The 23,781-nt window shown below is 44.4% G+C and carries 19 protein-coding genes and 2 pseudogenes; 18 read left to right on the forward strand and 3 right to left on the reverse strand.

The annotated features are described in order from the left end of the window. Positions 1-191 precede the first annotated feature (191 nt). From A4G20_04735 to A4G20_04765, 7 genes are all read left to right on the forward strand, one after another. Positions 192-3,347 (forward strand): hypothetical protein, encoded by a 3,156-nt coding sequence (locus tag A4G20_04735; protein ID QIW15684.1) that lies wholly within the window; start codon positions 192-194, stop codon positions 3,345-3,347. A 9-nt stretch (positions 3,348-3,356) separates the two neighbouring features. Next, the gene (locus A4G20_04740; GenBank protein QIW15685.1) at positions 3,357-3,713 is read left to right on the forward strand and encodes a hypothetical protein; all 357 of its coding nucleotides are present in this window, start codon (positions 3,357-3,359) and stop codon (positions 3,711-3,713) included. 191 nt (positions 3,714-3,904) lie between these two features. After that, a complete protein-coding gene (locus A4G20_04745) occupies positions 3,905-4,636 on the forward strand; it encodes a hypothetical protein (GenBank protein ID QIW15686.1) in 732 nt (243 codons plus the stop codon). A 167-nt stretch (positions 4,637-4,803) separates the two neighbouring features. Beyond that, positions 4,804-5,235 (forward strand): hypothetical protein, encoded by a 432-nt coding sequence (locus A4G20_04750; GenBank protein ID QIW15687.1) that lies wholly within the window; start codon positions 4,804-4,806, stop codon positions 5,233-5,235. Further along, positions 5,235-6,404, forward strand: a complete 1,170-nt coding sequence (locus A4G20_04755) for a hypothetical protein (GenBank protein QIW15688.1) — start codon at positions 5,235-5,237, stop codon at positions 6,402-6,404. The genes A4G20_04750 and A4G20_04755 overlap by 1 nt, the downstream gene beginning before the upstream one ends. Continuing rightward, positions 6,397-7,995 carry a hypothetical protein gene (locus A4G20_04760; GenBank protein QIW15689.1) on the forward strand — a complete coding sequence of 533 codons (1,599 nt, stop codon included), beginning with the start codon at positions 6,397-6,399 and terminating at the stop codon, positions 7,993-7,995. Before A4G20_04755 ends, A4G20_04760 begins: the two co-directional genes overlap by 8 nt. A gap of 2 nt (positions 7,996-7,997) precedes the next feature. Continuing rightward, complete coding sequence (locus A4G20_04765) at positions 7,998-9,554, forward strand: hypothetical protein (protein QIW15690.1); 1,557 nt, start codon at positions 7,998-8,000, stop codon at positions 9,552-9,554. Here the strand turns inward: A4G20_04765 and A4G20_04770 are convergent. Then, positions 9,532-10,214, reverse strand: a pseudogene (locus A4G20_04770) (uracil-DNA glycosylase). The gene A4G20_04765 and the pseudogene A4G20_04770 sit on opposite strands and share 23 nt — an antisense overlap. A 184-nt stretch (positions 10,215-10,398) precedes the next feature. Between A4G20_04770 and A4G20_04775 the strand changes: the two are divergent. From A4G20_04775 to A4G20_04820, 10 genes and pseudogenes are all read left to right on the forward strand, one after another. After that, entirely contained in the window at positions 10,399-10,782 is a 384-nt protein-coding gene (locus A4G20_04775; protein QIW15691.1) for an autonomous glycyl radical cofactor GrcA, read from the forward strand. 206 nt (positions 10,783-10,988) lie between these two features. Further along, the gene (locus A4G20_04780; GenBank protein ID QIW15692.1) at positions 10,989-12,416 is read left to right on the forward strand and encodes an aspartate ammonia-lyase; all 1,428 of its coding nucleotides are present in this window, start codon (positions 10,989-10,991) and stop codon (positions 12,414-12,416) included. Between the two features lie 241 nt (positions 12,417-12,657). After that, the gene (locus tag A4G20_04785) at positions 12,658-13,026 is read left to right on the forward strand and encodes a hypothetical protein (protein ID QIW15693.1); all 369 of its coding nucleotides are present in this window, start codon (positions 12,658-12,660) and stop codon (positions 13,024-13,026) included. A 55-nt stretch (positions 13,027-13,081) separates the two neighbouring features. Further along, positions 13,082-14,419, forward strand: a complete 1,338-nt coding sequence (locus A4G20_04790; GenBank protein QIW15694.1) for a hypothetical protein — start codon at positions 13,082-13,084, stop codon at positions 14,417-14,419. A 24-nt stretch (positions 14,420-14,443) separates the two neighbouring features. Beyond that, positions 14,444-14,896: a hypothetical protein gene (locus tag A4G20_04795; protein QIW15695.1), complete on the forward strand. Its 453-nt coding sequence runs from the start codon at positions 14,444-14,446 to the stop codon at positions 14,894-14,896. Positions 14,897-14,913: 17 nt separating this feature from the next. Further along, positions 14,914-16,236: a hypothetical protein gene (locus A4G20_04800; GenBank protein QIW15696.1), complete on the forward strand. Its 1,323-nt coding sequence runs from the start codon at positions 14,914-14,916 to the stop codon at positions 16,234-16,236. A gap of 8 nt (positions 16,237-16,244) precedes the next feature. Beyond that, on the forward strand, positions 16,245-16,532 hold the full coding sequence (locus tag A4G20_04805; protein QIW15697.1) for a hypothetical protein: 288 nt from the start codon (positions 16,245-16,247) through the stop codon (positions 16,530-16,532). A gap of 32 nt (positions 16,533-16,564) precedes the next feature. Beyond that, entirely contained in the window at positions 16,565-16,822 is a 258-nt protein-coding gene (locus tag A4G20_04810) for a hypothetical protein (protein QIW15698.1), read from the forward strand. 104 nt (positions 16,823-16,926) lie between these two features. Beyond that, positions 16,927-18,167 (forward strand): annotated as a pseudogene (locus A4G20_04815) (peptidase T). A 191-nt stretch (positions 18,168-18,358) separates the two neighbouring features. Beyond that, entirely contained in the window at positions 18,359-19,660 is a 1,302-nt protein-coding gene (locus tag A4G20_04820) for a phosphopyruvate hydratase (protein ID QIW15699.1), read from the forward strand. 139 nt (positions 19,661-19,799) lie between these two features. Here the strand turns inward: A4G20_04820 and A4G20_04825 are convergent, their stop codons facing one another. Then, complete coding sequence (locus A4G20_04825) at positions 19,800-21,470, reverse strand: glutamine--tRNA ligase (GenBank protein ID QIW15700.1); 1,671 nt, start codon at positions 21,468-21,470, stop codon at positions 19,800-19,802. A gap of 289 nt (positions 21,471-21,759) precedes the next feature. Beyond that, positions 21,760-22,020, reverse strand: coding sequence for a transglycosylase (locus tag A4G20_04830; protein ID QIW15701.1), 261 nt, complete (start codon positions 22,018-22,020; stop codon positions 21,760-21,762). Positions 22,021-22,272: 252 nt separating this feature from the next. Here A4G20_04830 and A4G20_04835 point away from each other — a divergent pair, with 252 nt between their 5' ends. After that, positions 22,273-23,775, forward strand: a complete 1,503-nt coding sequence (locus A4G20_04835) for a lysine--tRNA ligase (protein ID QIW15702.1) — start codon at positions 22,273-22,275, stop codon at positions 23,773-23,775. Positions 23,776-23,781: the final 6 nt, after the last annotated feature.

Here is a 23,781-nt window from a genome sequence, read left to right on the forward strand (position 1 = left end):
AGAGGGAAAAATATGCCTAGTATGGATCAGGGGGAAATTTTCTGCCTTAGAGAAAAGTGATTTTTGCGAGCGGGATCGAGGAATTGAAATTTAGGGATTGACAAGTCTTATCTTTTTTATTCTAGCTCTAGAATTATTTCTGTTATTTCAGTTAAAATATAATTAATCATATTTTTGTCTAAGGAATATTTATGTCGCAGATTGATTATTGCCAACATAGGAAGAAATTATTAACATGGGTTCGCAAGCAATTGATTGGCAAGGAATGTGTTCCTCAGCAGATGTCTGAACCTCAAGAAGATGAGATTAAGGGGATTCGCCCAACAGAACGCTATCCTTGTGCAGTGCTTTATCCTCAAATGTCTTCAAATGAGGTAGATTATGTGGTTGAAAATAATGATGAGGATGAAGATAAATCTAACCCACCACCTCCTTCTATAAAACGCTTTTACGCCCCACCTTCTGCCATTAGCCAGTCCTTTTTTATTTCAAGTCCAGAATGGGAGATTGAAGTCTGGTTTTCAGGCCGTTGTTATGAACTTGATACCCATCCACAAAATAACCAGAATGTTTATCGCCCCTATTTTATTGGTGGTGATAAAAAAGCTCTGACAACCAATAAACCTACTCGCAAGCTAATTATTGATCCTAAACTACAAAAAGAAAGGTTAGGGATCGATGTACAAGCCCGGCCACATGGAGCAGGAACAATAATTACGGTTTCCCTATTTAACCTTCTTGTGATTGATGAAAACCAAGATATTCAAGCCCTTGTAACCGACCAAGAAACCTCCGCCTTATTCGCAACTAGACTACATTGTTTTATTCGCCAAGGGGAGGTTGATACCTATCCTACAGCAGAATACAGCCTCTTATCTGAAGAGGAACAGGAACGGGTTTTACAATATGCCAATAATAAGGTTTTTGCAGTTGGGCATGGAGCTGCTGTGCAATGGAACTTTGATTCTCTAGAGAAGAAAAAAGTTTGCGAAATTTATACTGATTTTATGCCGCTTGTTGAAGTGCCACAAGTGACAGCCGACACCTCTGATGGTGCTTCTCCGGTCTTAAATCTAAGTTTTTTGAGCAGCCTCTTAGATAAGCCTGAATCAGTGTGCGATGCCCTAGAACAATTTGTTGTAGGTTATTCTCGCTGGTTTCTAGAGCAAGAAGAATATGTCCAGCAATTAGCCATCATGCAGGAGGCCGGAGGGCGACTGTTAGCCAGGATGAAAATAGCCATTGCTAGAATGAAGGAGGGGATTGAACTCTTGAGGAATGACCGCCTTGCAGCCAAGTCCTTTGCCCTGGCCAATCAGGCCATGCTTAAACAGATGCGGCAAGCATCTGGGCGTTCAGCCGATAAGATCAATTGGCGGCCCTTCCAGTTGGCCTTTATCTTAACTACTTTAAGCTCAAGTATTAATGAGGAAGATGAATATCGTGATACGGTAGATCTGATCTGGTTTCCAACAGGTGGTGGTAAAACAGAAGCCTATTTGGGGCTTATGGCCTTCCTGATTGTCTATCGTCGCCTAAAATACAAGCGTTCAGCTGGTGGGGTAAGTGTCTTAATGCGTTATACCCTACGTCTTTTAACTACCCAACAGTTTTTGCGGGCAACCAAGCTGATTTTAGCACTGGAATTACTACGTCAGGAACGAGAAGATCTGGGCCAGGAACCGATAAGCATTGGCCTATGGCTGGGTTCTGCTACCACTCCCAATACCTATCAAGAGGCACAAGGGGTAGTTAACAGCATTAGGTCGGGTGATGAACAAAATATGTCCAAGTTTATTTTGACCTCTTGTCCTTGGTGTAAGGCTCCTTTCAAGGCTGCTAATTTGGATGTGAGTTGGGACAAGACCCTTTCAAGAGGGCATTTTATCTTCCGTTGTTCAAATAAAGACTGTGATTTTTGCCAGCAAGCCCTCCCTTGTCATGTGGTTGATGCTTCGGTTTATGATAATCCGCCTACTCTTTTGATCGGAACAATGGATAAGTTTGCTCGTCTGCCTTGGGATGAGAGAACTAATGTATTTTTTGGACAAAAGGGCAATCGTCCACCAGAATTGGTGATACAGGACGAATTACACCTAATCGCTTCTGAATTAGGCTCTATTGCGGGCTGCTATGAAGCAGCCCTTGAAACTGTTTTACACATGAAGGGGGTTCGCCCTAAATATATTGCTTCAACAGCTACTATCAATCAGGCCTCTGAGCAGATTAAGCGTCTTTATGGCAAGGAAGCCTTGATTTTCCCACCTTCTGGTATTAGTGCAGATGACAGTTATTTCGCCAAAACTGTTCCTCTGGATAAGCGGGCAGGCCGTTGCTATGTAGGTTATTTTGCCCCTAATCGTAACCGCCAGCATAATCTGGCCCCACTTGCGGCTGTCCTCTCCCAGGCTCCACAGGTCTTATTTGGACAAGATCAATATAAAGATGATTTGCTTGATGCCTGGTGGACACAGGTAATTTACCATGGAAGCCTACGAGGGGTCAGTACCAGCCGCAACGCTTTTAGTACGGATGTGGGGGAATTTATTAAGCTTTTGTCCTCCAAGCAGGTTGATGAAAAGCAGGTTGAGCGGGAAATAAAGACCATTAAGCAACTGACCAGCAAGGCCCAAGCCTATGAAAATGCGGCTATCTTTAAGCAACTGGAAGCCAGCCAAACCGATCCCGAGGTTGTGGATGTCCTTTTAGCCACCAATATGATTTCAGTTGGCCTAGATGTCGGGCGATTAGCTCTTATGATCATCAATGGGCAGCCACTTACAACCGCAGAATATATTCAGGCCAGCAGCAGGGTGGGGCGGAGTGAGGTTCCTGGCATTGTCTTTGTCAATTATTATCGGGATCAGGCCCGTAGCCTATCCCATTATGAGGATTTTAGGGCCTACCATGAATCCTTTTACCGCTTTGTTGAACCAACCAGTGTTACGCCCTATACCTATCAGGCTCGAAAGAGGGCTCTGGCAGCTGCCTTGATTCTCTGTATCAGGCACAGTATGCCTGAGCTATTGCATAACGAAGAGGCCAGAAACTTCGAGGCCAAACATGAGAAGATCAGGAAAACTCTCGAAACCTTTTATTTACGTTGCAAGGAGGCTGATTTGGAACGGGAAGCTGAAACCAAGGCACACCTGGAGATGCTGGTTGAAGAATGGGATAAATTGTGTTGTGATTGTCGCAATAATCGAAATGCTTTGCATTATGTAGCAAGGAGTAAAGAGGCTATTTCTCTACTTAGAGCCTATGGTGAGGAAGAATCAAGGGGAAAATGGCCTATTTTAAATTCCATGCGTAATGTTGAGGCTAGTGCCTTATTTGACTTGAAATAGGAAAAAAGCATGAAGAAAAAAGATGAATTTTATGTGCCAGTTCGCTTATCCCATTTATTCAGTTATTCTGCCCCAGGTGCGGTGACTCGCCCCAAGGACTTCCTTATCGCAGTTCATGACACCCGTTCTTGGGGGAAGGAGGTGATATTATCCCTTATGTCGAGCAGGCTAAAATCAGTTTGGGCATTCCTCGTCATATCCTGCTTCGCAAGCCCCCTCTGGCACAAATCAAGGAAAGTGATGGTCGCAAGTTTATTGATGGTACAGTTATTCCAGCTACCATTTTTCCCAAGTGGGCTATTTGCAGTAAATGTAAAAAATTACATTACCGTCCTTGGAAGAAAACAGCGGAAGCAGACTATGTAACCTCAGATAAGCTACGTTGTGGGGCGTATGATCAAAGGCGAGACCAAAGATGTGACGGAAATCTAAGCCAGGTTAACTATGTACTTATACATTCAGAAAAGGGCTATCTATCCGATCTTAATTGGCATGCACTGGCTCATAGAGGCAGGCTTAGCCAGTGTGGATATGAGGCCGATGAGGCTTACTTAACCTTGGGCAGAGATCTTGATAATCCTAACGATCCTAAGCTTTATATTAGCTGTACTAAATGTTCCTCCAAAGCAGAACTTAACCTATACGAAAATCCCTCTTTTACCGGCAATATCCAGCCCTGGATTTATGATATAAGGGCAGAAGCAAACCTGACAGATGCCGAAATTGTTGAAATCAACGACACTCGCCTGCACACCCCTTATGCGGTTGATGCTCTGATTATTCCGCCTGAATCTCGCCTTTCAAATAGTCTAGAGGCAAGGGTTTTAGTTCATTCTCAGGAATTAGCCCAGCTGGATCAAGCTAGAAATCTCTTGCAGCGTAAAAATATTCTCAAGCGTTTGGCCAAGTCATTGGATTGCTCACTACCTGACCTAGAAATAGCTCTCAAGGCAATTAAACAGGGAGGGAATAGTCTACTCTTTGATCTAACCCCAGGCCAGCTGCTACAAAAAGAATATCAGGCCTTGATTACACCACTTGAGGCCCTTTCAGAAGATGAGGATTTTGTCCCCTATCACTTAAGTGAGAAATGGAAGGCCCTATTAACAGATCTTGAACCTAAAAGTTATGCGGGGAAAGTTGTGAAATTTATTGATAGAGTGGTTTCTGTCGCACGCTTAAAAGAGCTTCGGGTGCTTAAGGGCTTTAGCCGGGGCTTTAGTGAGGGAGAACAGATTACGCTCTTGCCCCTAATGTTATTGGTGAACCAACTTGGCTTCCGGCCTTAGATCTATATGGAGAGGGTATTTTTCTGGAGTTTAACCACGAGCTACTGGAAAAATGGGAGAAAAATCCTGCCTTATCCCAGCGGATAGCCTATTTTAAGGATCGCTTAGCCACCCTAGGTGCGGCCACTAGCCCGCACTTTGAAGAACTTGAGCTTTCGCCAAGATTTATGCTCCTACATGCTCTCTCCCACCAGTTTATCCGACTTTTAGAAAGTAAGGCTGGCTATCCTGCCGCTTCCTTAAAGGAGCGAATCTATAGTTATTTAGGTAAAGATGATTCCGCTCCTATGGCCGGGATCTTAATTTATACCTCAGTGCCTGATGTTAGTGGAACCTTGGGCGGACTAGCTGAACTGGCTGAGCCTAAAAGACTCTTAGCCCTCTTAACTCAGGCCTTTGAGAAGGTTAATTGGTGCTCGCTTGATCCTATCTGTTCAGAACATGAGGGCCAAGGGCCTAAGCAATTAAATAAGGCAGCCTGCCATGCCTGCCAGCTTTTGCCCGAAACATCTTGTTGTTATGGAAATATCCTCCTTGATAGGATCTTTATCAAGGGAAATGGGCAGGATATTCCCTTTATTTTGGATGAGGTTGAATAATGGAAAATCGAGAATTTAGACTCCCTGATGCGGATGAACTTAATCGTGATCAGATTTATGTACGAGACCTGCCCCTAGATGGGGTACATCTGATTGTAGGCGGGCCGGGAACAGGTAAATCAGTTATGACCCTCTTGAGGGCAGGTCGGCTAGAAAGGGCTAAAAAAGACTATATCTACCTAGCCTACAATAAGCTTTTGATTCAAAGCAGTGTGCAGATGACCCAAAGCTTTTTGAAAGAGGGTTTGAAGATAGCCCAGTGGCAATCTTGGTTCTGCCAATATGTTAGACAATATTTGGATCTGGATAATATTCCAACCAAAGAAGGAGCTAGCTCTAAATTTGACTGGGATTGGCAGGCGGTTCTTGCTCATATTGATTCCTTGCCATTTGAAAAATTAGAAATAGCTGATAAACCCTACCTTATTATTGATGAAGGGCAAGATATGCCTCCTGAGTTTTATCGAGCATTAATTAGTATTGGCTTTGAGAATTTTTATATTGCAGCAGATCAGAATCAACAAATCACTGAAAGGAATAGTAGTATTAAGGATCTAAAGGATGAGTTTTCTTTAGAAGCTGATGAAGTAAACTATATTTCCATGAACTATAGAAATACCAGCCGAATAGCCAAACTGGCCAATGAGTTTTATACCGATGAGGCCAGTAATAAACCTGAAATACCTGATAGGGATAATGAGCTTATCCCTGTGCTTTATACTTATCATAACCCAGAGCTGATTTACCAAAAGATCCTGAACACTATGACCTTAGATAAGTCTAAGCTAGCAGGTGTTATTTGCCCTAATAATAAAATAAGAGAACAGTTTTATAAGCACTTAAAAAATAATGAAAAAGGTATTTTGGTTAGGACTTATGCACATGGTATTCAAGAAAGTCTTAACTTTAATCAGGGAGGTATTATTGTTATTAATGGCCAGTCCTGTAAGGGCTTGGAATTTGATTATGTTTTTTTAGGTGATGTCAATAAGTACTATTTTAACCCCAATGATCCTAAGATTGTGAGCGACAGTAAAAAACTCTTTTATGTAATGACCTCTCGACCCAAGGAACAACTGATTCTCCTACAACATGGGGAGGAATCTCATATTAAATCCATTCTTCCAGATAATGAAAACATTTTACGTAAGGTAACAGGCTATGAGTGAACAATTAACGTTAGGTGCAATAAATGCATCAGATAGACAGGTTTTAACCTATAAAGAATTAAAAACCTGGTATAAATTAACTAGTCATAATAATCTGGCTATTATGTTGGCAGAGGGCCTTATTTATAATATCAAAGATAAGGATTGGGATATTAACCATTATTTCCCACATTACACACTCCTGTTTCCTCAAAAAATTTCTTTGGAAGAAATTGCAAATCATATGGCTGAAAAAAACCAAGAGGGAACCAAGCGTAAACCTAATTATATTGATTGTTTCTTGCAGGTGGATTTTGTAGCTTATCAAGGAGAGATTTATCTTTATCGAAATGGAGTCTGGGCACAAGAAAGCTTTAATGAAAAAACTAATTTCACTGATGTTGAAGCTGTTTTATTACCTGAATACCTGCCAAGTGCCTGGATTAGAGAAATTAACTATCTTGAACAGGATGATAATAAAACCAGAATCCAAGATCTGGCTATTGAAACTCGAAATGTTCCTGAAACATATTTTAATAGTCAATTAAAGAAAATGCCTCATCGCTATTATAATACCAAAAATAAATTAGATCTAAATGACTTAGTTCGGGCTTGGAAAGATAAGACGTTTTCTGAACCTAGTATTGATGGAAATAGATTGAATTGGGCCAAATCAGTAGGGGCCATTATTGCTTCCCTATATGAATTTAGTCGGCGTTATCCATTGGCAAATAAGCTTTTGGCTAGCCTTGAGGGCGGTCAAGCTCTTGTCTTTTCAGAAGGAGAACGGATCTTATCTCACCTTTCTACTTGGATTAGGGGGGAGCTGGAGATAGATAAGTTAGATACTTCTTCTCGTCTTTTCTGGAAACTGGCAGAAAATCTTCTTCCATCAGCTGAGGTACATTTGGGTAACTCAGTTATTGCAACTTTTAGCCAAGAAATTGAAGAAAGCACCGATAAACAACATTTCTATAAACAAAAAGTTATTGAAGCCTTGACAGGTATTAATGAAAAATTAGCAAGTAATTCATTATCGTCCTACTTGGAGGAAAATAAAAGTTCTAGAACAGTTAATAGCCTTATTTTACTCTTGGCCAAAGATGGGCTTGAAAAGCTCTTTGGTTTGGAAGATGAACATGCCTGTCTAAGGGAAACAGATATCTTACAAGCGGTCGTTTTAAGGGCAATTTTTACAGGTTTTAATAAGCTTTCTGGAAAATTAAAATCCCAACAGGCAATTATTAATCCTGTATCTTGCTTTATGGCCGGGGTAATTTATCCATCTCTTGCTCTTGAGACTATTCATCTTCCTAAAACCCTCTATAGCCTATTTAATACACCAAATTGGAATAAGGCCCAGGAAAAATGTGCCCTTGGCTTAGTTAAGAAATTTAAATGGACAAGCTGTATAAAGGCTCAAATTGATATAGTAGGTCTAGCGAAATTACAGGGCACTTTACAAGACGGTAAATTATGGGTGGAGGCTTATATTGATCCTGAAAAATATATTCAAACTAAAATTGATATACCTGCATTTTTAGTCCAACTGGCTCATGCTGAAATAGATGAAAAAACCGAAGCTAGGGTTCGAGAGATGCTAGGAGGCTGAATATGAAAATGATTCCCTCAACTCCCTACAGAACTCAGTCTGATGCAGAAAGGAAAATTTTTGATCAACTGCGACAGAGTTTTTCTTCCCAGGATTATTATGCCCTGCATTCGCTCAACCTCACCCACCATGAATATAAGCGTTTTGGTGAGATTGATTTTCTAATTGTTTGTCCTCTGGGGCTCTATGTGCTTGAAATTAAGGGAGGCTTGGTAAAATGTATTGATGGTATTTGGGAATTTACCAACCGCTTTGGTGAAAGTAATACCAAGAAAGAAGGCCCCTTTAAACAGGCTGAAAGTGCCCTACATGGTTTATTGGATAAGATGGCGGAGAAATTACCCCCGCATTTAATGAATTCTATTACGAGGGGATATGGTGTTATTCTGCCTGATTGTAAATTAAATAGTGTGGGGGCAGAATGGGATAGGGCCTTGCTATGTGATGATGGGAGACATCGAAATTTAGAGGGATGGCTGAAGGCTCTTTTTAGCTATTCTCGCCAAAAGGAGCATGGGGATAAGACCTTATCTAGCCAGCAGGTCAAGGATATTGTCCATTTCCTTCGGCCAGACTTTGAGTCTATTATCCCTCTTCATAGCTATGCAGATCAGGCAAACGATGAAATTATACGATTGACCCAGCAGCAATTTATGTTTTTAGATGTCATTGAGGCATGTCCCCGGGTGGTTTGTGAAGGAGGGGCAGGAACAGGAAAAACCTTTCTAGCCCTTGAACTAGCAAGACGTTGGGCAACAAAAGATATCAAGATTGGACTGGTCTGTCATTCTGTTTGGCTTAAGAACTATCTTGAGGAGCACCATCCCCTGCCAAATGTGGTTTATTCAACCCTATCAGGCTTAAAGCAAAATCTAAAAAGAAGGGGCTGGGCAAGCTTAGATAAGCTTATTGTTGATGAAGGGCAGGATCTACTTAAATTAGACTTACTAGATAGGTTAGATACTTGTTTAGTGAAGGGGCTAGAGCAGGGAGATTGGTGTTTTTTCCTTGATGTAAATAATCAATCAGGACTTTTTAATGAGCTTGAGCAGGCAGCTCTAGATTATTTACTAGCCCTCAATCCCGCCAAGGTGCCCCTAAAAAGGAATTGCCGTAATACGGCGACTATTCTGAGTACTATCCAACAATCCTTAAACCTTGATGTGGGTACAGAAGGAGCAGGGAGGGGAGTTGATGTTAAGGAGGTTAAGGGACTTAATCTAGCTTCTTTATCTCAGACTCTCGAACAAGAATTGTCCAGACTAATCAAGGATGAAGGCTTGACCTATTCTCAAATCACCCTTTTAAGTGATGATGCAACATTAGAAAAACTTGCTAGTCTCTCTCTAAAACATGTCTGTGAATTAGATGAGTATTCAGTTAAGTCCTTCCCTCTTCCTGAAGCAGCACTGGTTTCAGTTGCAAACTTTAAGGGCCTAGAAAACGATGTCATTATTTATGTTTGCCCTGCTCAATCCGTCTTAGAACAAAAAAATCTATCCTATGTGGCTATGAGCCGGGCAAAATCCATCCTTATCATTCTCTACTTGGACAGCTAAGCGGTAATTTCCACTCAATCGGCTCTATTCCTTGGTCTATCAAATACTGATTGGCCTTGGAAAAATGCCGACAGCCAAAGAAGCCCCGGTGGGCAGAAAGGGGGAAGGATGGGGGGCGGTCAGCACACAGTGGCGGGTGCGGTCGATAAACTGCCCCTTTTTCTGGGCGTGGCTGCCCCAGAGGATAAAGACCAGGTTGTCCCTGTGTTGGTTGAGCTGGGCGATAACCTTATCGGTAAAGGTCTGCCAGCCTAAATTGGCGTGGGAATTGGCCTTGCCGTGCTCAACGGTTAAGGCGGTGTTGAGCAAGAACACGCCTTGTTTGGCCCAGTCAATTAAATAGCCATGTTGAGGAATTTGAAAACCCTCAATATCGGTGGCCAATTCCTTATAGATATTAACCAGCGAGGGCGGCGCAGGCACGGGCGGCTTGACCGAAAAGGCCAGGCCGTGGGCTTGATTGGGATTGTGATAAGGATCTTGACCCAAAATAACCACCTTCACTTGATCAAATTCCGTCAAAGAAAAGGCACTAAAGACCTCCTGGTGGGGAGGGTAAATGGCCTTGCCGGCCTGTCTTTCCTGATGGACGAATTGGAGGATGTTTTTAAAGTATGCCTGTTCTTTTTCAGGCCCGATTGCTTCTGTCCAGGTCTTCATTTGTTAAGCCTCTGTTATGATAGGGTTTCATCTGTAACGAGATGCCTATTTTTAATGCGTTAAATCAAAAAATAGACAAGTTTTGCTCGAAATCTTTCTAAATAGGGGTAGAATATTCAAATATATTTGAAAATATAAACTTTTTTCATAATTTTCCCAACTAAATATAGAGGAGTTTTCCATCATGATCAAAGGTGTACAAATTACCGAATCTGCCAACAACAATCTAGTCAATTCTTTCTGGTTGCTAGATGAAGAGAAAAACGAAGCCCGCTGCCTTTGTGCAAAAGGTGACTACGTTGAAGACCAAGTGGTGGCTTTAAACGAGTTAGGCTCAATCGCCTACCGTGAAGTGCCAGTAAACGTTGCCCCAACCATCAAGGTTGAAGGTGGCCAACACTTAAACGTAAACGTGTTACGCCGTGAAACCCTTGAAGATGCGGTTAAAAACCCTGAGAAATACCCACAATTAACCATCCGTGTATCTGGCTATGCCGTGCGTTTCAACTCACTCACGCCAGAACAACAACGTGATGTCATTACCCGTACTTTCACAGAAAGCCTATAAGTAAGATTTTGTTCTCCTTGTGAAGCAAGCCCCCAGTGTTGGGGGCTTTTTTGTGGCTGTATTTTACCATTAAAAAAACTAATCCTAACCCTCAATTTATATCCAGTATTGCTTTTGCAAAATATGATCTAGTTCACATTTTTATTTTTCGTTCATTGTTATCATATTGTTACTAAAACAACCCCTATCTTAAATGAGGAAAAATTATGAGCGATGTACGCATTGAAGTCGATTTATTAGGTGAACGTGAAGTGCCAAATGAGGCCTACTGGGGCATTCATACCCTGCGGGCGGTGGAAAACTTTAAGATCTCAAAAAACGTGATCTCTGATGTGCCTGAATTTGTGCGTGGTATGGTCATGGTCAAAAAGGCTACGGCTCTGGCCAATGGCGAATTAGGTGCCATTCCGAAGAAAGTAGCCAAGGCCATTGTGCAGGCCTGTGATGAAGTTTTGGTTAATGGCCGCTGCATGGATCAGTTCCCATCAGACGTTTACCAAGGCGGGGCAGGCACTTCTGTTAATATGAACACCAACGAAGTGATTGCCAACCTAGCCCTGGAAATTCTTGGCCACAAAAAAGGCGAATACCACATTATCAACCCAATGGATCATGTAAACGCCAGCCAATCCACCAACGATGCCTATCCAACGGGCTTCCGCATTGCCGTTTACAACAGCGTCATGCACTTAATCGCCAAGGTGCTTTACCTCCAACAAGGTTTTGAAGCCAAGGCCAATGAATTTGCAGACGTGCTCAAAATGGGCCGTACCCAACTGCAAGACGCCGTACCGATGACCGTTGGCCAAGAATTCAAGGCCTTCTCTGTACTTTTAGATGAAGAAGTCCGTAACCTTAAACGCACGGCCGAACTCCTGCTGGAAGTAAACCTAGGCGCAACCGCTATCGGCACAGGCCTCAATACGCCTGAAGGCTATTCAGCCTTGGCCGTTAAATACCTCAGCGAAGTGACCCAGCTGCCTTGTGTGCTATCCGAAAATCTGATCGAAGCCACCTCCGACTGCGGGGCTTATGTGATGGTACACGGCGCCCTTAAACGTGCAGCCGTTAAACTTTCCAAGGTGTGTAACGACTTACGCCTACTTTCCTCCGGCCCTCGTGCAGGCTTAAACGAAATCAACCTGCCAGAGCTGCAAGCAGGCTCTTCCATCATGCCAGCCAAGGTCAATCCAGTTGTGCCTGAAGTAGTCAATCAAGTCTGCTTCAAGGTGATCGGCAACGACACGGCTGTGACCTTTGCGGCGGAAGCCGGCCAGTTACAGCTCAACGTGATGGAGCCTGTTATCGGCCAAGCCATGTTTGAGTCCATCGACATTCTCGCTAACGCCTGCGTGAACCTGCGGGATAAATGTATCGACGGCATCACCGTAAACCGCAAGGTTTGTGAGGATTACGTCTTCAACTCCATCGGCATCGTCACCTACCTCAACCCATTCATCGGCCACCACAATGGCGACATCGTGGGTAAAATCTGCGCCACCACAGGCCGTAGCGTGCGTGATGTGGTGCTTGAACGTGGTTTACTAACCGAAGAACAGCTTGACGACATCCTCTCGCTTGAAAACCTCATGAACCCGAAATACAAGGCCAAACGCTTTACGGATGAAGACTAACAAGCGCTCAAAAACCGCATAATTTTTGCAAAAAATGCCCTCAAGCTAACCCCTTGGGGGCGTTTTTTCTTGCTCTTTTTCTAGCCTTTTTTCTCACCCAAAACTGCCTGTAAATTAAGCGTTTAAATTATCGCCATCTTTTGTGTAAACTTTATTGCTCAAAAAAAAACAACTTAAAATAGCAAACGTTTGCATGCCTTATGCAAGCGAATTGTCTAATTTTTATCTAAGGATCATTTTTATGAGCGAACAAACCCCAGCTTCTGCACCTCTTGCAGACAATCAACACAAAAATATTGTTTTAATTACCTATGGCCTCTATGTTCTAGGCATCTTCCTAGGCCTGCCAGCTCTTATTGGCCTGATTATTGCCTATGTTAAACGTAAGGATGCAGAGGGCAGCGTTTATCACTCCCATTTTACCTATCTTATTCGCACCTTTTGGATTGCCTTGCTGGGTTGCTTCTTAGGCGCTCTGCTTCTGTTTGTTGTTGTAGGTGCCTTTGTGCTTATCTTGGTCGGCATCTGGTTTATTATTCGGGTGATTTATGGCTTTGTGAAGGCCAACGATCAAAAAGCCATCAACCCAACCACTTGGTTCTTAAACTAATTCTTTTATGGCGGGCCACCTTGCCTGCCCTTTTTATACTTAACAGGGAGTGACGATGAAAAAACTACTGACCACCCTTCTGGCCTGCGCCCTGGCCACAGGGGTTGCCCAAACTGCCTTTGCACAAGATTTTAAAAGTATGGATCAGGACAGGCTGACCTTCTATGCCAAAAATGGGGATAGGGAGGCTCAATCTTACTTAGGAGAAAGATATTATGCTCAAAATTATTATACTGAGGCTGCTAAATGGTATATGAGGGCAGCAGAGCAGGGGCATGTAGTAGCTCAACATAATCTTGCTACCATGTATTTCAAAGGGCAAGGCGTAAATCAAGATTATGCACAGGCGCTCAAGTATTATCAACAAGCTGCTGAACAGGGAATGGTAAATGCTCAATTTAGTATTGGGGAGATGTATTATTATGGTGAAGGAGTAAAACAAAATTATAAGCAGGCACTAATATGGTATCAAAAAGCTGCAGAGCAAGGATATGTATCAGCCCAATATAATATAGGTGTAATGTATTTCCAAGGGCAGGGGACAAAAAAGAATCTTGCTCAAGCAATTAACTGGCACACTAAAGCTGCAGGACAGGGGTTTAAAGAATCTCAAGCTTATTTAGGCCATCTGTACTATAGCGGGAAAGAAGTAAAGCAAGATTATAAGCAAGCCGCTAAATGGTATGTTAAGGCAGCAGAACAGGGGGATGAAAAAGCACAATTTAATCTCGCTTTTATGTATGAGGAAGGTAAAGGGGTTAAGCGGAATTATGCTCAAGCAGCTAAATGGTACACCAAGGCAGCAGAACAGGGGAATAAATATGCACAATTTTCTCTTGGTATGATGTATTACGAAGGTCAAGGGGTAAGCAAGGATTATACTCAAGCAATTAAATTGTACACCAAGGCAGCAGAACAGGGACATGAACTAGCGCAATTTACTCTTGGTATGATATATCACGAAGGCGGTGAAGGGGTAAAACAAGATTATGCTCAAGCAGCTAAATGGTACACCAAGGCGGCTGAACAAGGGCGTGTTGATGCTCAAACAAGCTTAGCCTTTATGTATTTGAATGGAGAAGGGGTAAAACAAGACATCGAACAAGCCTTCTATTGGTTTACACAGGCCGCAAACCAAGGTGAGAAAAGGGCGCAATTTATGCTTGGTGTTATATATGAAGAAGTGGAAGATGATAGCCAAGCGGCAAAATGGTACTTAAAAGCTGCGGAACAAGGTGTTTATTTGGCACAAGATAAGATTGGTAATCTGTATTACCTTGGCAAGGGAGGCCTGAAAAAAGACCGCGCTAAGGCCAAACACTATTGGAATTTAGCTTGTAAGCAAGGTTCTACTGACGCCTGTCAAAGCCTAAAAAAATATTTTTCTAAATAATGCCATCAATTGAGAGGATTCACCATGAAAACCAAGCTCTTCCTTAGCCTTGTGGCATCGCTTGCCCTTACAGGCTGTAACCTTATCACCGCCAACCCGCATTTTGAGGCCAACAGCCTGCCTTCAGGCCTCTACCATAAGTATTGGGCCATGGAGATGCAAGATAATATGGCCAATATTTTTCAGGTGTCGCCTGATGGCCGGGCCACTGTTTGGCGTTATAGTTGCGATAAATACCGCAATTATGTCTCTAGAACCAACCCTCAGGCTTCCCAAGTTGAGCACTACCAGCTTGAAAGCCAGGGGCAGAATGCCTTCCGCCTCCATTCCAGCCGAGCGGGCGCCTGGGCCAGCCTTCGGGTGCATGAGGTTTCAAGCCAGCGGCTGGTTATGAGCCAGCAGATGCCCCGCCAAACCCAGGCTCTTGAAATCCATTATCAAGCGGTGGCCAGCCACGATAAGCCCCTATGCAAATAAAACAAGAGGAAACCATAATGAAACTAAAAAATACCCTTATTGCCCTTTCCCTAGCCCTTGGCTTGGCCAGCCTAAACCCAGCCCAGGCCTTTTTTGACAAAAAAGAGGAAAACCCTGATAAAAATTTGGCCGATATGATTGAGCAGGTTAAGCCTTCTATGGTGACTGTATGGAACCTAAGCAATCTTGATTTTCCTGCCTTTAAGGGGAATTCGGAAAATAAGTATATGTGCCAGTTAAGGGAAACACATAGCAAGTCGAATAATCCAGAAGAAAAAGCGAAGAAGGAATTTATTGAAACACAGGAGGCCTTTTATAAGTGGGTTGATAGGGAGTTTCAAAAAGTGAAAAAGAATGCCATTCCACCCTTAAGATTGATTAACTATACTGATAATGTTTCTGAGGGCTATAAGCTAGACAGCAGCGGTTCAGGCGTGATTATAGACGGTGAAAATGGCTACATCTTAACCAATAATCATGTGGTGGTATCAGAATTTATGGAGCCTGATTGCAGAACAGTTGAACCAGAAGCAGACTTGTTATTGGTTCAGTTTGGCGATGGCAATGTCTATCGGGCTTTCGTGATTGGGCGGGATGAGAAAACGGACTTGGCCCTCTTAAAATTAGTCAATGCCCCGAAAAACCTTAAATCTATTCCTTTTGCTGATTCCGACAAGCTACGGGTGGGAGAAACCTCTATCGCTATTGGCTCTCCATTACGCTTGGAGCAAACCGTGACCAAGGGCATTATCTCAGCCCTCGACCGTAGCCAGGGCGGTGGGGTTTATAAGCTGAAAATGAATTTGGAGGTCAATCAGGAGCCAGGTGAGGAGCAGTTGATTAGTTATATCCAAACCGACACACCGATTAATAGCGGCAATTCAGGTGGCGCCCTGCTCAACCTCAAGGGGGAGCTGATTGGCATTAACACCGCCAAGCACACCGAGGGGGAAAATATTGGCTATGCTGTGCCGGCCAATATTGTCCGCAGTATGCTGACCCAGCTTAAGGACTATGGCTTTGGTAACTTTGGCAGCCTTGGTATCAAAGGGGTTCAAATTACGGAGGCCATAAGAAAGATACAGAAATTGCCTAGCCAAGTGCAAGGCTTGATGGTGCAAGGCACCTCTCCTGACTCTGCGGCCTTCAAAGCGGGCTTGAAAGCAGGGGATTTGATTACCGCTTTTAACGGAAAGCCCATAACCGATCCTTTCTCTTTGGTACCATGGTTGCCACCAGTGGGGCGAATACTGAAGTTACCCTCAAAATATTACGCAAGGGAGACAATGGTCAATATGCGGAGAAAGATCTTAAGGTTAGGCTTGGTGATCGCCCTTTAGATAAGTCTTTGAATTCTACTAAAGGTTATGACCATCAGGGGCTTGAATTTGGTTATGATCCAGTATCTAGAACAGGTTGTATTCTCACGCCTCATACAGATCTATTGAAAAAGATAGGCTTTAAAAAGGGTGATCGGGTTTTAGAGATTAACAATAAGGAAGTTCGCCAATTTAGAGAATGTGTTGCAGCATATTTTGAAGCCTTTGATGTAAATAGGCAGGATCTTCAAATAAAGATTGAGCGTAATGGCATGTCGGAAATCATTCCTGTACAAAGAGCAGCATTGGCCAACTAAGGCTAAATTTACCCCATTCACGGAGAATGCACATGAAAAAATTATTTTCGCTTATGGCCCTTACGCTTGTCTTAGGGGCTTGTGGTGATATCACCCTAAACGAACTGGCCAATGCCCCGCAGGCTGAGGTTGAAAAAACCATGCAGGCCCTGGCAGAAGACTATTCAACCAATAAGCTGATGAAATTGGGCTTTTCTATCGGAAATTGCCATGATTCTGTCGCACAATTTAACAATGGACGAAAACCTGACTATTGTGAGATGAGCGTAAAAGACTTTTTGGACAAATAAGAAGCCAGCAAGCGGTTAAAAACTGCATAATTTTTGCAAAAACTAGCACCTCTTTGGTGCTAGTTTTGTTATATTAGTGGCGTTTTTAATAAGGAGAAACCCTCATGAATTTTAAAGCCCAACTTATCCAACGCTTGGTCTCCTATGCCAAGGTTTACACCACCTCTGATCCAACCAGTTCAACCACGCCCAGCACCCCGCAGCAGTGGGATTTGCTCAACCAGCTCAAGCAAGAAATGACCGAGCTGGGCCTAAGCGAGATTAGCCTAGATGAAAACGGCTACCTTTTTGCCACCATTCCTGCCACCTCCGATAAGCCTGTGCCAGTGCTCGGCCTCTTGGCCCATGTGGACACTTCGCCTGATTTTAACGGCCAGCATGTCAAACCGCAGATTATTGAGGCCTATTCAGGCGGCGATATTGCCCTGAAAGGCTCAGGTGATGTGTTGTCGCCAGCCGATTTCCCGGCCCTTAATCAGCTTATCAACCATACCTTAATTACCACCGATGGCACCTCGCTCTTGGGGCAGATGATAAATCAGGCGTGGCCATTATTTTGACGGTGGCCGAATACCTCTTGGCTCACCCTGAAATTCCGCACGGCAAGATCCGTATCGGCTTTACTGTGGATGAGGAAATCGGCCGAGGGGCGGATAAATTCAATGTTGCGGCTTTTGGTGCGGATGTGGCCTATACCCTAGACGGCGGGCCTGTAGGCGAGTTGCAGTATGAAAACTTTAATGCCGATAAGGCCGTGGTGACCCTTTATGGCCGCAGCGTTCACCCGGGTTCGGCCAAGGATAAATTGGTCAATGGCTGGGCCAGAGCTTGCGAATTCCAAAGCCGCCTGCCAGCCCATAAGACGCCTGAAACCAGTGAAGGACGGGAGGGTTTTCTCCACCTCCACCACATCACGGGCAGCCTTGAAGCCTGCCAGCTCCACTATATTTTACGCAGCTTTGATCGTGAAGAATTAGAGGCCTATCGTGCCATGCTAACCGACACCATGGCTGCCATGCAGGCTCAATATGGCCAGGCCTGTGGGCAAGTGGAAATTGTTGAGCAATACCGCAATATGGCCGAAATTTTGAAGGACTACCGCTACTTGGTGGATATTGCCGAAAAAGTGATGAAAGAGCAGGGCATTGAGCCTTTGCTAGAGCCAATCCGTGGCGGCACAGACGGCTCCCGCCTGTCCTTTATGGGCCTGCCAACCCCTAATCTCTTTACAGGCGGGGAAAACTTCCACGGCAAGTATGAATTTATTTCCGTGGATGTGATGAACCAGGCCGCCAATGTGGTGATTGGGATTGCCCAGGCTTTCGTGGAGCATGATTTTAGTTAGAGCTTGACACAAGCGGTCAGAATTTGCACTTTATCTTGCAAAAACTGACCGCTTGTAGGCTGAATATGTATCTTGATCAAATTCCCCCTAAATTTTTGTGAACCTGCTCACATTTTAGAAGACAAATTTGATAAACCGCTTTAAAATACTGACAATTCTTTTATTAACACTCAATCTAGAGGACATCAACAATGGCTAAAATTGTTAAAGTAATTGGTCGTGAAATCATCGACTCTCGTGGTAACCCAACTGTTGAAGCAGAAGTTCATCTTGAAGGTGGCTTCGTAGGTTTAGCAGCTGCGCCATCAGGTGCATCAACTGGTTCACGTGAAGCCTTAGAGCTTCGTGATGGCGACAAATCACGTTTCTTAGGTAAAGGCGTGTTAAAAGCGGTTTCTGCAGTAAACAACGAAATCGCCGCTGCCATCGTAGGTAAAGACGCTGACAACCAAGCTGAGATCGACCAAATTATGATCGACCTAGACGGCACAGACAACAAGTCTAAATTCGGTGCCAACGCTATTCTTGCCGTATCTCTTGCTAATGCTAAAGCTGCTGCCGCTTCTCAGGGCCTTCCGCTTTACGCTCACATCGCCAACCTCAACGGCACACCAGGCGTTTACTCTATGCCATTACCAATGATGAACATCATCAACGGTGGTGAGCACGCCGACAACAACGTGGACATCCAAGAATTTATGATCCAACCAGTGGGTGCTAAAAACTTACGTGAAGCACTCCGTATCGGTGCTGAAGTCTTCCACAACCTTGCTAAAGTATTAAAAGGCAAGGGCTTAAACACTGCTGTGGGTGATGAAGGTGGTTTCGCCCCTAACCTAGCATCTAACGCAGACGCTTTAGCTTGTATTAAAGAAGCGGTTGAGAAAGCTGGCTATGTATTAGGTAAAGATGTTACTCTTGCTATGGACTGTGCTTCTTCTGAGTTCTACAACAAAGAAAACGGCTTATATGAAATGAAGGGTGAAGGCAAATCATTCACTTCACAAGAATTCACTCACTACCTAGAAGGCCTCTGCAAAGAGTACCCAATCGTGTCTATCGAAGATGGTCAAGATGAGTCTGACTGGGAAGGTTTCGCCTACCAAACTAAGGTTTTAGGCGACAAGGTTCAATTAGTCGGTGACGATTTATTCGTAACCAATACTAAGATCTTGAAAGAAGGTATCGAAAAAGGTATCGCAAACTCTATCTTAATCAAGTTCAACCAAATCGGTTCTTTAACTGAAACCCTCGCTGCAATTAAGATGGCTAAAGATGCAGGTTACACTGCGGTTATTTCACACCGTTCTGGTGAAACTGAAGATGCGACTATCGCAGATTTAGCAGTAGGTACAGCAGCCGGCCAAATCAAAACGGGTTCTATGAGCCGTTCAGACCGTGTGGCTAAGTACAACCAATTAATCCGTATCGAAGAAGCCTTAGGTGATAAGGCTCCGTTCCACGGCTTAAAAGCGGTGAAAGGCCAAGCCTAATTAAGCTCTGATTAGTTGAGTTACTAAAAACACTGTATTTTGAAAGAAATGCAGTGTTTTTTTATTGTAGTTAGTCAGGCCTTTGGCCATAAAAAATGGCGAACCTCAGTCCGCCATTTATTTACCTATTCTTTATTGCTTAAAATGCTACGCTCTCTTTCAAACTCACAGTCAAGTTAAAGACCAAGCGATCGGCCGAGCCATCCTTGCTGTCTAAGCAGAAGTAGCCCTCACGCTCGAACTGGTAGCCCTGTTCAGCCTGGGCTGAAACCAAACTGGCCTCAGCAAAGCCTTGTTTAACCACCAAGGAAGTTGGATTTAAAACCTCTTCCATATTTTCCGCCCCGCCTGGGTTGGCCACGGTGAAGAGGCGTTCATAGAGGCGGAATTCGGCTGGTTGGTTGTTGCTGGCCGATACCCAGTGAATTACGCCCTTGACCTTACGCCCGTCCGCTGGGTTCTTGCCCAAGGTTTCAGGGTCGTAGCTGCAGAAAATGGTGGTAATCTTACCGCTTGCATCCTTTTCCACTCGTTCAGCTTTAATCACATAGGCATTACGCAAACGCACTTCCTTGCCTAGCACCAAGCGTTTGTAGTGCTTGTTGGCCTCTTCACGGAAATCGGCTTCGTCAATGTAAAGCTCTTTAGTAAAAGGCAGTTGGCGGTCGCCTAATTCTGGACGATTTGGGTGGTTTGGTGCGGTTAAGAGTTCCTCACCCTCAAAGTTTTCAATCACCACTTTTACTGGGTTGATCACAGCCATAGCCCGAGGGGCATTTTCGTTAAGATCTTCACGAATACAGGCCTCAAGGGCAGAGTATTCCACCACGTTGTCCTGCTTGGTCACCCCGATACGGCGGCAGAATTCACGCAGGGAGGCAGGCGTGTAGCCACGGCGGCGTAGGCCAGAAATGGTCGGCATACGCGGGTCGTTCCAGCCATCTACAATCCCATCTTGCACTAGCTTGAGTAACTTACGCTTAGAGGTCAGCGTGCCCTCTAAATTGAGGCGAGAGAACTCGTACTGGTGCGGCAGTGGCCGCTCAATCGAAATGTTTTCCAGCACCCAGTCGTAAAGACGGCGGTTGTCTTGGAATTCCAGGGTACAGAGCGAGTGGGTAATGCGTTCGATGGCATCGGAAATACAGTGGGTGAAGTCGTACATTGGGTAAATGCACCACTTGTCGCCTGTTTGGTGGTGGCTGGCGAATTTAATGCGGTAAATGACTGGGTCACGCATCACAATAAAAGGGGAAGCCATATCAATCTTAGCCCGTAAGCAGGCCTTGCCCTCTTCAAACTCGCCATTTTTCATTTTCTCAAAGAGAGCCAAATTCTCTTCAACCGAGCGGTCACGATAAGGACTGTTCTTGCCTGGTTCGGTCAGGGTTCCACGGTATTCACGAATTTGGTCTGGCGAAAGCTCGTCCACATAGGCCAGGCCCTTTTCGATTAACTCAATGGCATAGGCGTAGAGTTGATCGAAGTAGTCAGAGGCATAGCGTGGTTCGCCCTCCCATTTAAAGCCCAACCATTCTACATCGGCCTTGATGGAATCCACATATTCCACATCTTCTTTAACAGGGTTGGTGTCGTCAAAACGCAGATTACAAAGGCCCTGATAGTCACGGGCAATGCCGAAGTTGAGGCAGATAGATTTGGCGTGGCCAATGTGTAAATAGCCGTTTGGCTCAGGCGGGAAGCGGGTGTAAACGTTATTATGTTTACCTGTTTTTAAGTCTTCATCAATAATATGGGTAATAAAGTTGGCACGAGGTTCGTTCTCGTTATGTAAAATTGTATCGCTCATTGTTCAACCTTTTTTAAGAAAATATTGCACCGTATTCTACACGTTTTTAGGCCTAATTCAATTCTCAAGGCCTGCCTATGGCAATAAAAAAAGCCACCGCAAAGGGTGGCTCAAGGAAGGAATTTGCTTAGGGCATATCCTCAATTTGCTCACGGCGGTATTTTCGGCAAAAATTCGTCATCTACTTTGTCAAAAATACTCGCCAAATTTCAATTTGTCTGCGTTTTTTTCCTCGTATCTGTCGCTTTTTGCTCGAAAAACCGACTCGTTTTCAAATTGAGGACACGCCCTAGTTTCTGATTTTTAAGAAACGTAAGATATAAATCAATAAACTTGCACCTAGCACGCCGAAGAGGAGGCCTGAGAAGGTGAAGGCGCCTGCTGCTTGGGCAGAACCGATGCCGAGTAGGTCGCCAAAGACCCAGCGGCCTAAAGAAGAACCGACAATACCGATGATGATGTTCATCAACAAGCCCATATCACTTTTCATTACTTTTTCGGCAATCCAACCAATGAGTGCACCGACAATAATTGCTGCAATCCAGCCCATAAAATACTCCTATAAGTCGTGAAAATGAAAGAAAATGCTTTTTTTGTGTGATGATAACGCTGTTACCAGACCCTTAAAAAGTAACATAAATTTTACAATTAAACAAGGCCAGAACCTTAAACCAAGTTAAACTTGGGTTAAGTCAAAGCGGATTTTTGTAAAAATTCCCCCAAAACCCACCGCTTGTTGCCTATCCATTTGAGCCAAAATCGCCTATAATTGTCTGTATTTTTATTTATAGGTAGTTAAAAAATGTCTGAACAAGAAAATCAAGAAATCGATCTGAACGGCGAAATGTTGGCCCGCCGTGAAAAATTAGCCGAACTCCGCCGCCGTGGCAATGCTTTCCCCAATACCTTCCGCCGTGAACACAAGGCAGCCGACCTGCACGCCCAATACGACAGCCTTGACGGCGAAGCCCTCAAGGAACAGGAAATTCCAGCCGTAGTGGCAGGCCGGATTATGCTGCGCCGTGCCATGGGCAAGGCCACCTTTATTACCATCCAAGATGTCAGCGGCCAAATCCAGCTCTATGTGGCCCGTGATAGCCTGCCAGAGGGCGAATATGCCAACACGGTTGCTATGTTGGACTTGGGCGATATTATCGGCGTGAAAGGCACGCTCTTTAAAACCAAAACTGGCGAATTAACCGTGCGTGCCAGCGAGCTACAAATTCTTACCAAGGCCCTACGCCCACTGCCAGACAAGCACAAGGGCTTGACCGACCAAGAAACCCGATACCGTCAGCGTTATTTAGATCTGATTGCCAATGAAGAATCCCGCCGTGCCTTTATTATCCGCTCTAAAGTGGTGTCTGGCATTCGTCAATTCTTCCTTGATAAGGACTTTATTGAAGTCGAAACCCCAATGTTGCAAGTTATTCCAGGCGGTGCGGCAGCCAAGCCGTTTGTGACCCACCACAATGCCTTAGATGTGGATATGTACCTGCGAATTGCGCCAGAACTCTACCTCAAACGCCTGACTGTAGGCGGCTTTGAGCGGGTCTTTGAGCTTAACCGTAACTTCCGTAATGAAGGGGTGTCGGTACGCCACAATCCTGAATTCACCATGATTGAGTACTATCAGGCCTATGCCACCTACCACGATTTGATGGACAATACCGAAGAACTTCTGCGTAAACTGGCCATCGACATTCTAGGCACCACCACCGTGCCTTACGGCGAATATGTTTTTGACTTTGGTAAACCATTTGAGCGGATCACCATGCACGATGCCGTGGTTAAATATGGCAAGGGCATTAAACGTGAAGACCTAGATAACTTTGACAAGGCAGTGGAAATTGCCAAGGGCTTGGGTATTGAGATCCAAAAATCCTGGGGCTTGGGTTCAGTCGTCAATGCCATTTTTGAAGAAGTGGCCGAGCACCAACTCATTCAGCCAACCTTCCTCATGGCCCACCCAGCGGAAATTTCCCCACTGGCCCGCCGTAACGATGAAAACCCAGAGGTCACCGACCGCTTTGAACTCTTTATCGGCGGCCGTGAAATCGGCAACGGCTTCTCAGAATTAAATGATGCCGAAGATCAGGCCGAACGCTTCCAAGCCCAAGTGGCCGCAAAAGAAGCAGGCGATGACGAAGCCATGTTCTACGATGACGACTACATCGTCGCCCTCGAACACGGCCTGCCACCAACCGCAGGCGAAGGCTTAGGCATTGACCGCTTGGCCATGATCTACGCCAATGCCCCATCTATTCGGGATGTGATCCTCTTCCCAGCTATGCGGCAGAAATAAGATGTG

It is taken from the genome of Pasteurellaceae bacterium RH1A, from assembly GCA_012221805.1.
In the GTDB taxonomy this organism is placed as follows: domain Bacteria; phylum Pseudomonadota; class Gammaproteobacteria; order Enterobacterales; family Pasteurellaceae; genus RH1A.

What these genes read in the sequence shown, in the direction of transcription:
- A4G20_04775 (QIW15691.1), top strand. Translation starts at nt 10,399, where the DNA reads ATGATCAAAGGTGTACAAATTACCGAATCTGCCAACAACAATCTAGTC.
- A4G20_04830 (QIW15701.1), bottom strand. Translation starts at nt 22,020, where the DNA reads ATGGGCTGGATTGCAGCAATTATTGTCGGTGCACTCATTGGTTGGATT.
- A4G20_04835 (QIW15702.1), top strand. Translation starts at nt 22,273, where the DNA reads ATGTCTGAACAAGAAAATCAAGAAATCGATCTGAACGGCGAAATGTTG.
- A4G20_04785 (QIW15693.1), top strand. Translation starts at nt 12,658, where the DNA reads ATGAGCGAACAAACCCCAGCTTCTGCACCTCTTGCAGACAATCAACAC.
- A4G20_04755 (QIW15688.1), top strand. Translation starts at nt 5,235, where the DNA reads ATGGAAAATCGAGAATTTAGACTCCCTGATGCGGATGAACTTAATCGT.
- A4G20_04795 (QIW15695.1), top strand. Translation starts at nt 14,444, where the DNA reads ATGAAAACCAAGCTCTTCCTTAGCCTTGTGGCATCGCTTGCCCTTACA.
- A4G20_04810 (QIW15698.1), top strand. Translation starts at nt 16,565, where the DNA reads ATGAAAAAATTATTTTCGCTTATGGCCCTTACGCTTGTCTTAGGGGCT.
- A4G20_04740 (QIW15685.1), top strand. Translation starts at nt 3,357, where the DNA reads ATGAAGAAAAAAGATGAATTTTATGTGCCAGTTCGCTTATCCCATTTA.
- A4G20_04735 (QIW15684.1), top strand. Translation starts at nt 192, where the DNA reads ATGTCGCAGATTGATTATTGCCAACATAGGAAGAAATTATTAACATGG.
- A4G20_04750 (QIW15687.1), top strand. Translation starts at nt 4,804, where the DNA reads ATGCTCCTACATGCTCTCTCCCACCAGTTTATCCGACTTTTAGAAAGT.
- A4G20_04825 (QIW15700.1), bottom strand. Translation starts at nt 21,470, where the DNA reads ATGAGCGATACAATTTTACATAACGAGAACGAACCTCGTGCCAACTTT.
- A4G20_04760 (QIW15689.1), top strand. Translation starts at nt 6,397, where the DNA reads ATGAGTGAACAATTAACGTTAGGTGCAATAAATGCATCAGATAGACAG.
- A4G20_04765 (QIW15690.1), top strand. Translation starts at nt 7,998, where the DNA reads ATGAAAATGATTCCCTCAACTCCCTACAGAACTCAGTCTGATGCAGAA.
- A4G20_04820 (QIW15699.1), top strand. Translation starts at nt 18,359, where the DNA reads ATGGCTAAAATTGTTAAAGTAATTGGTCGTGAAATCATCGACTCTCGT.
- A4G20_04790 (QIW15694.1), top strand. Translation starts at nt 13,082, where the DNA reads ATGAAAAAACTACTGACCACCCTTCTGGCCTGCGCCCTGGCCACAGGG.
- A4G20_04780 (QIW15692.1), top strand. Translation starts at nt 10,989, where the DNA reads ATGAGCGATGTACGCATTGAAGTCGATTTATTAGGTGAACGTGAAGTG.
- A4G20_04800 (QIW15696.1), top strand. Translation starts at nt 14,914, where the DNA reads ATGAAACTAAAAAATACCCTTATTGCCCTTTCCCTAGCCCTTGGCTTG.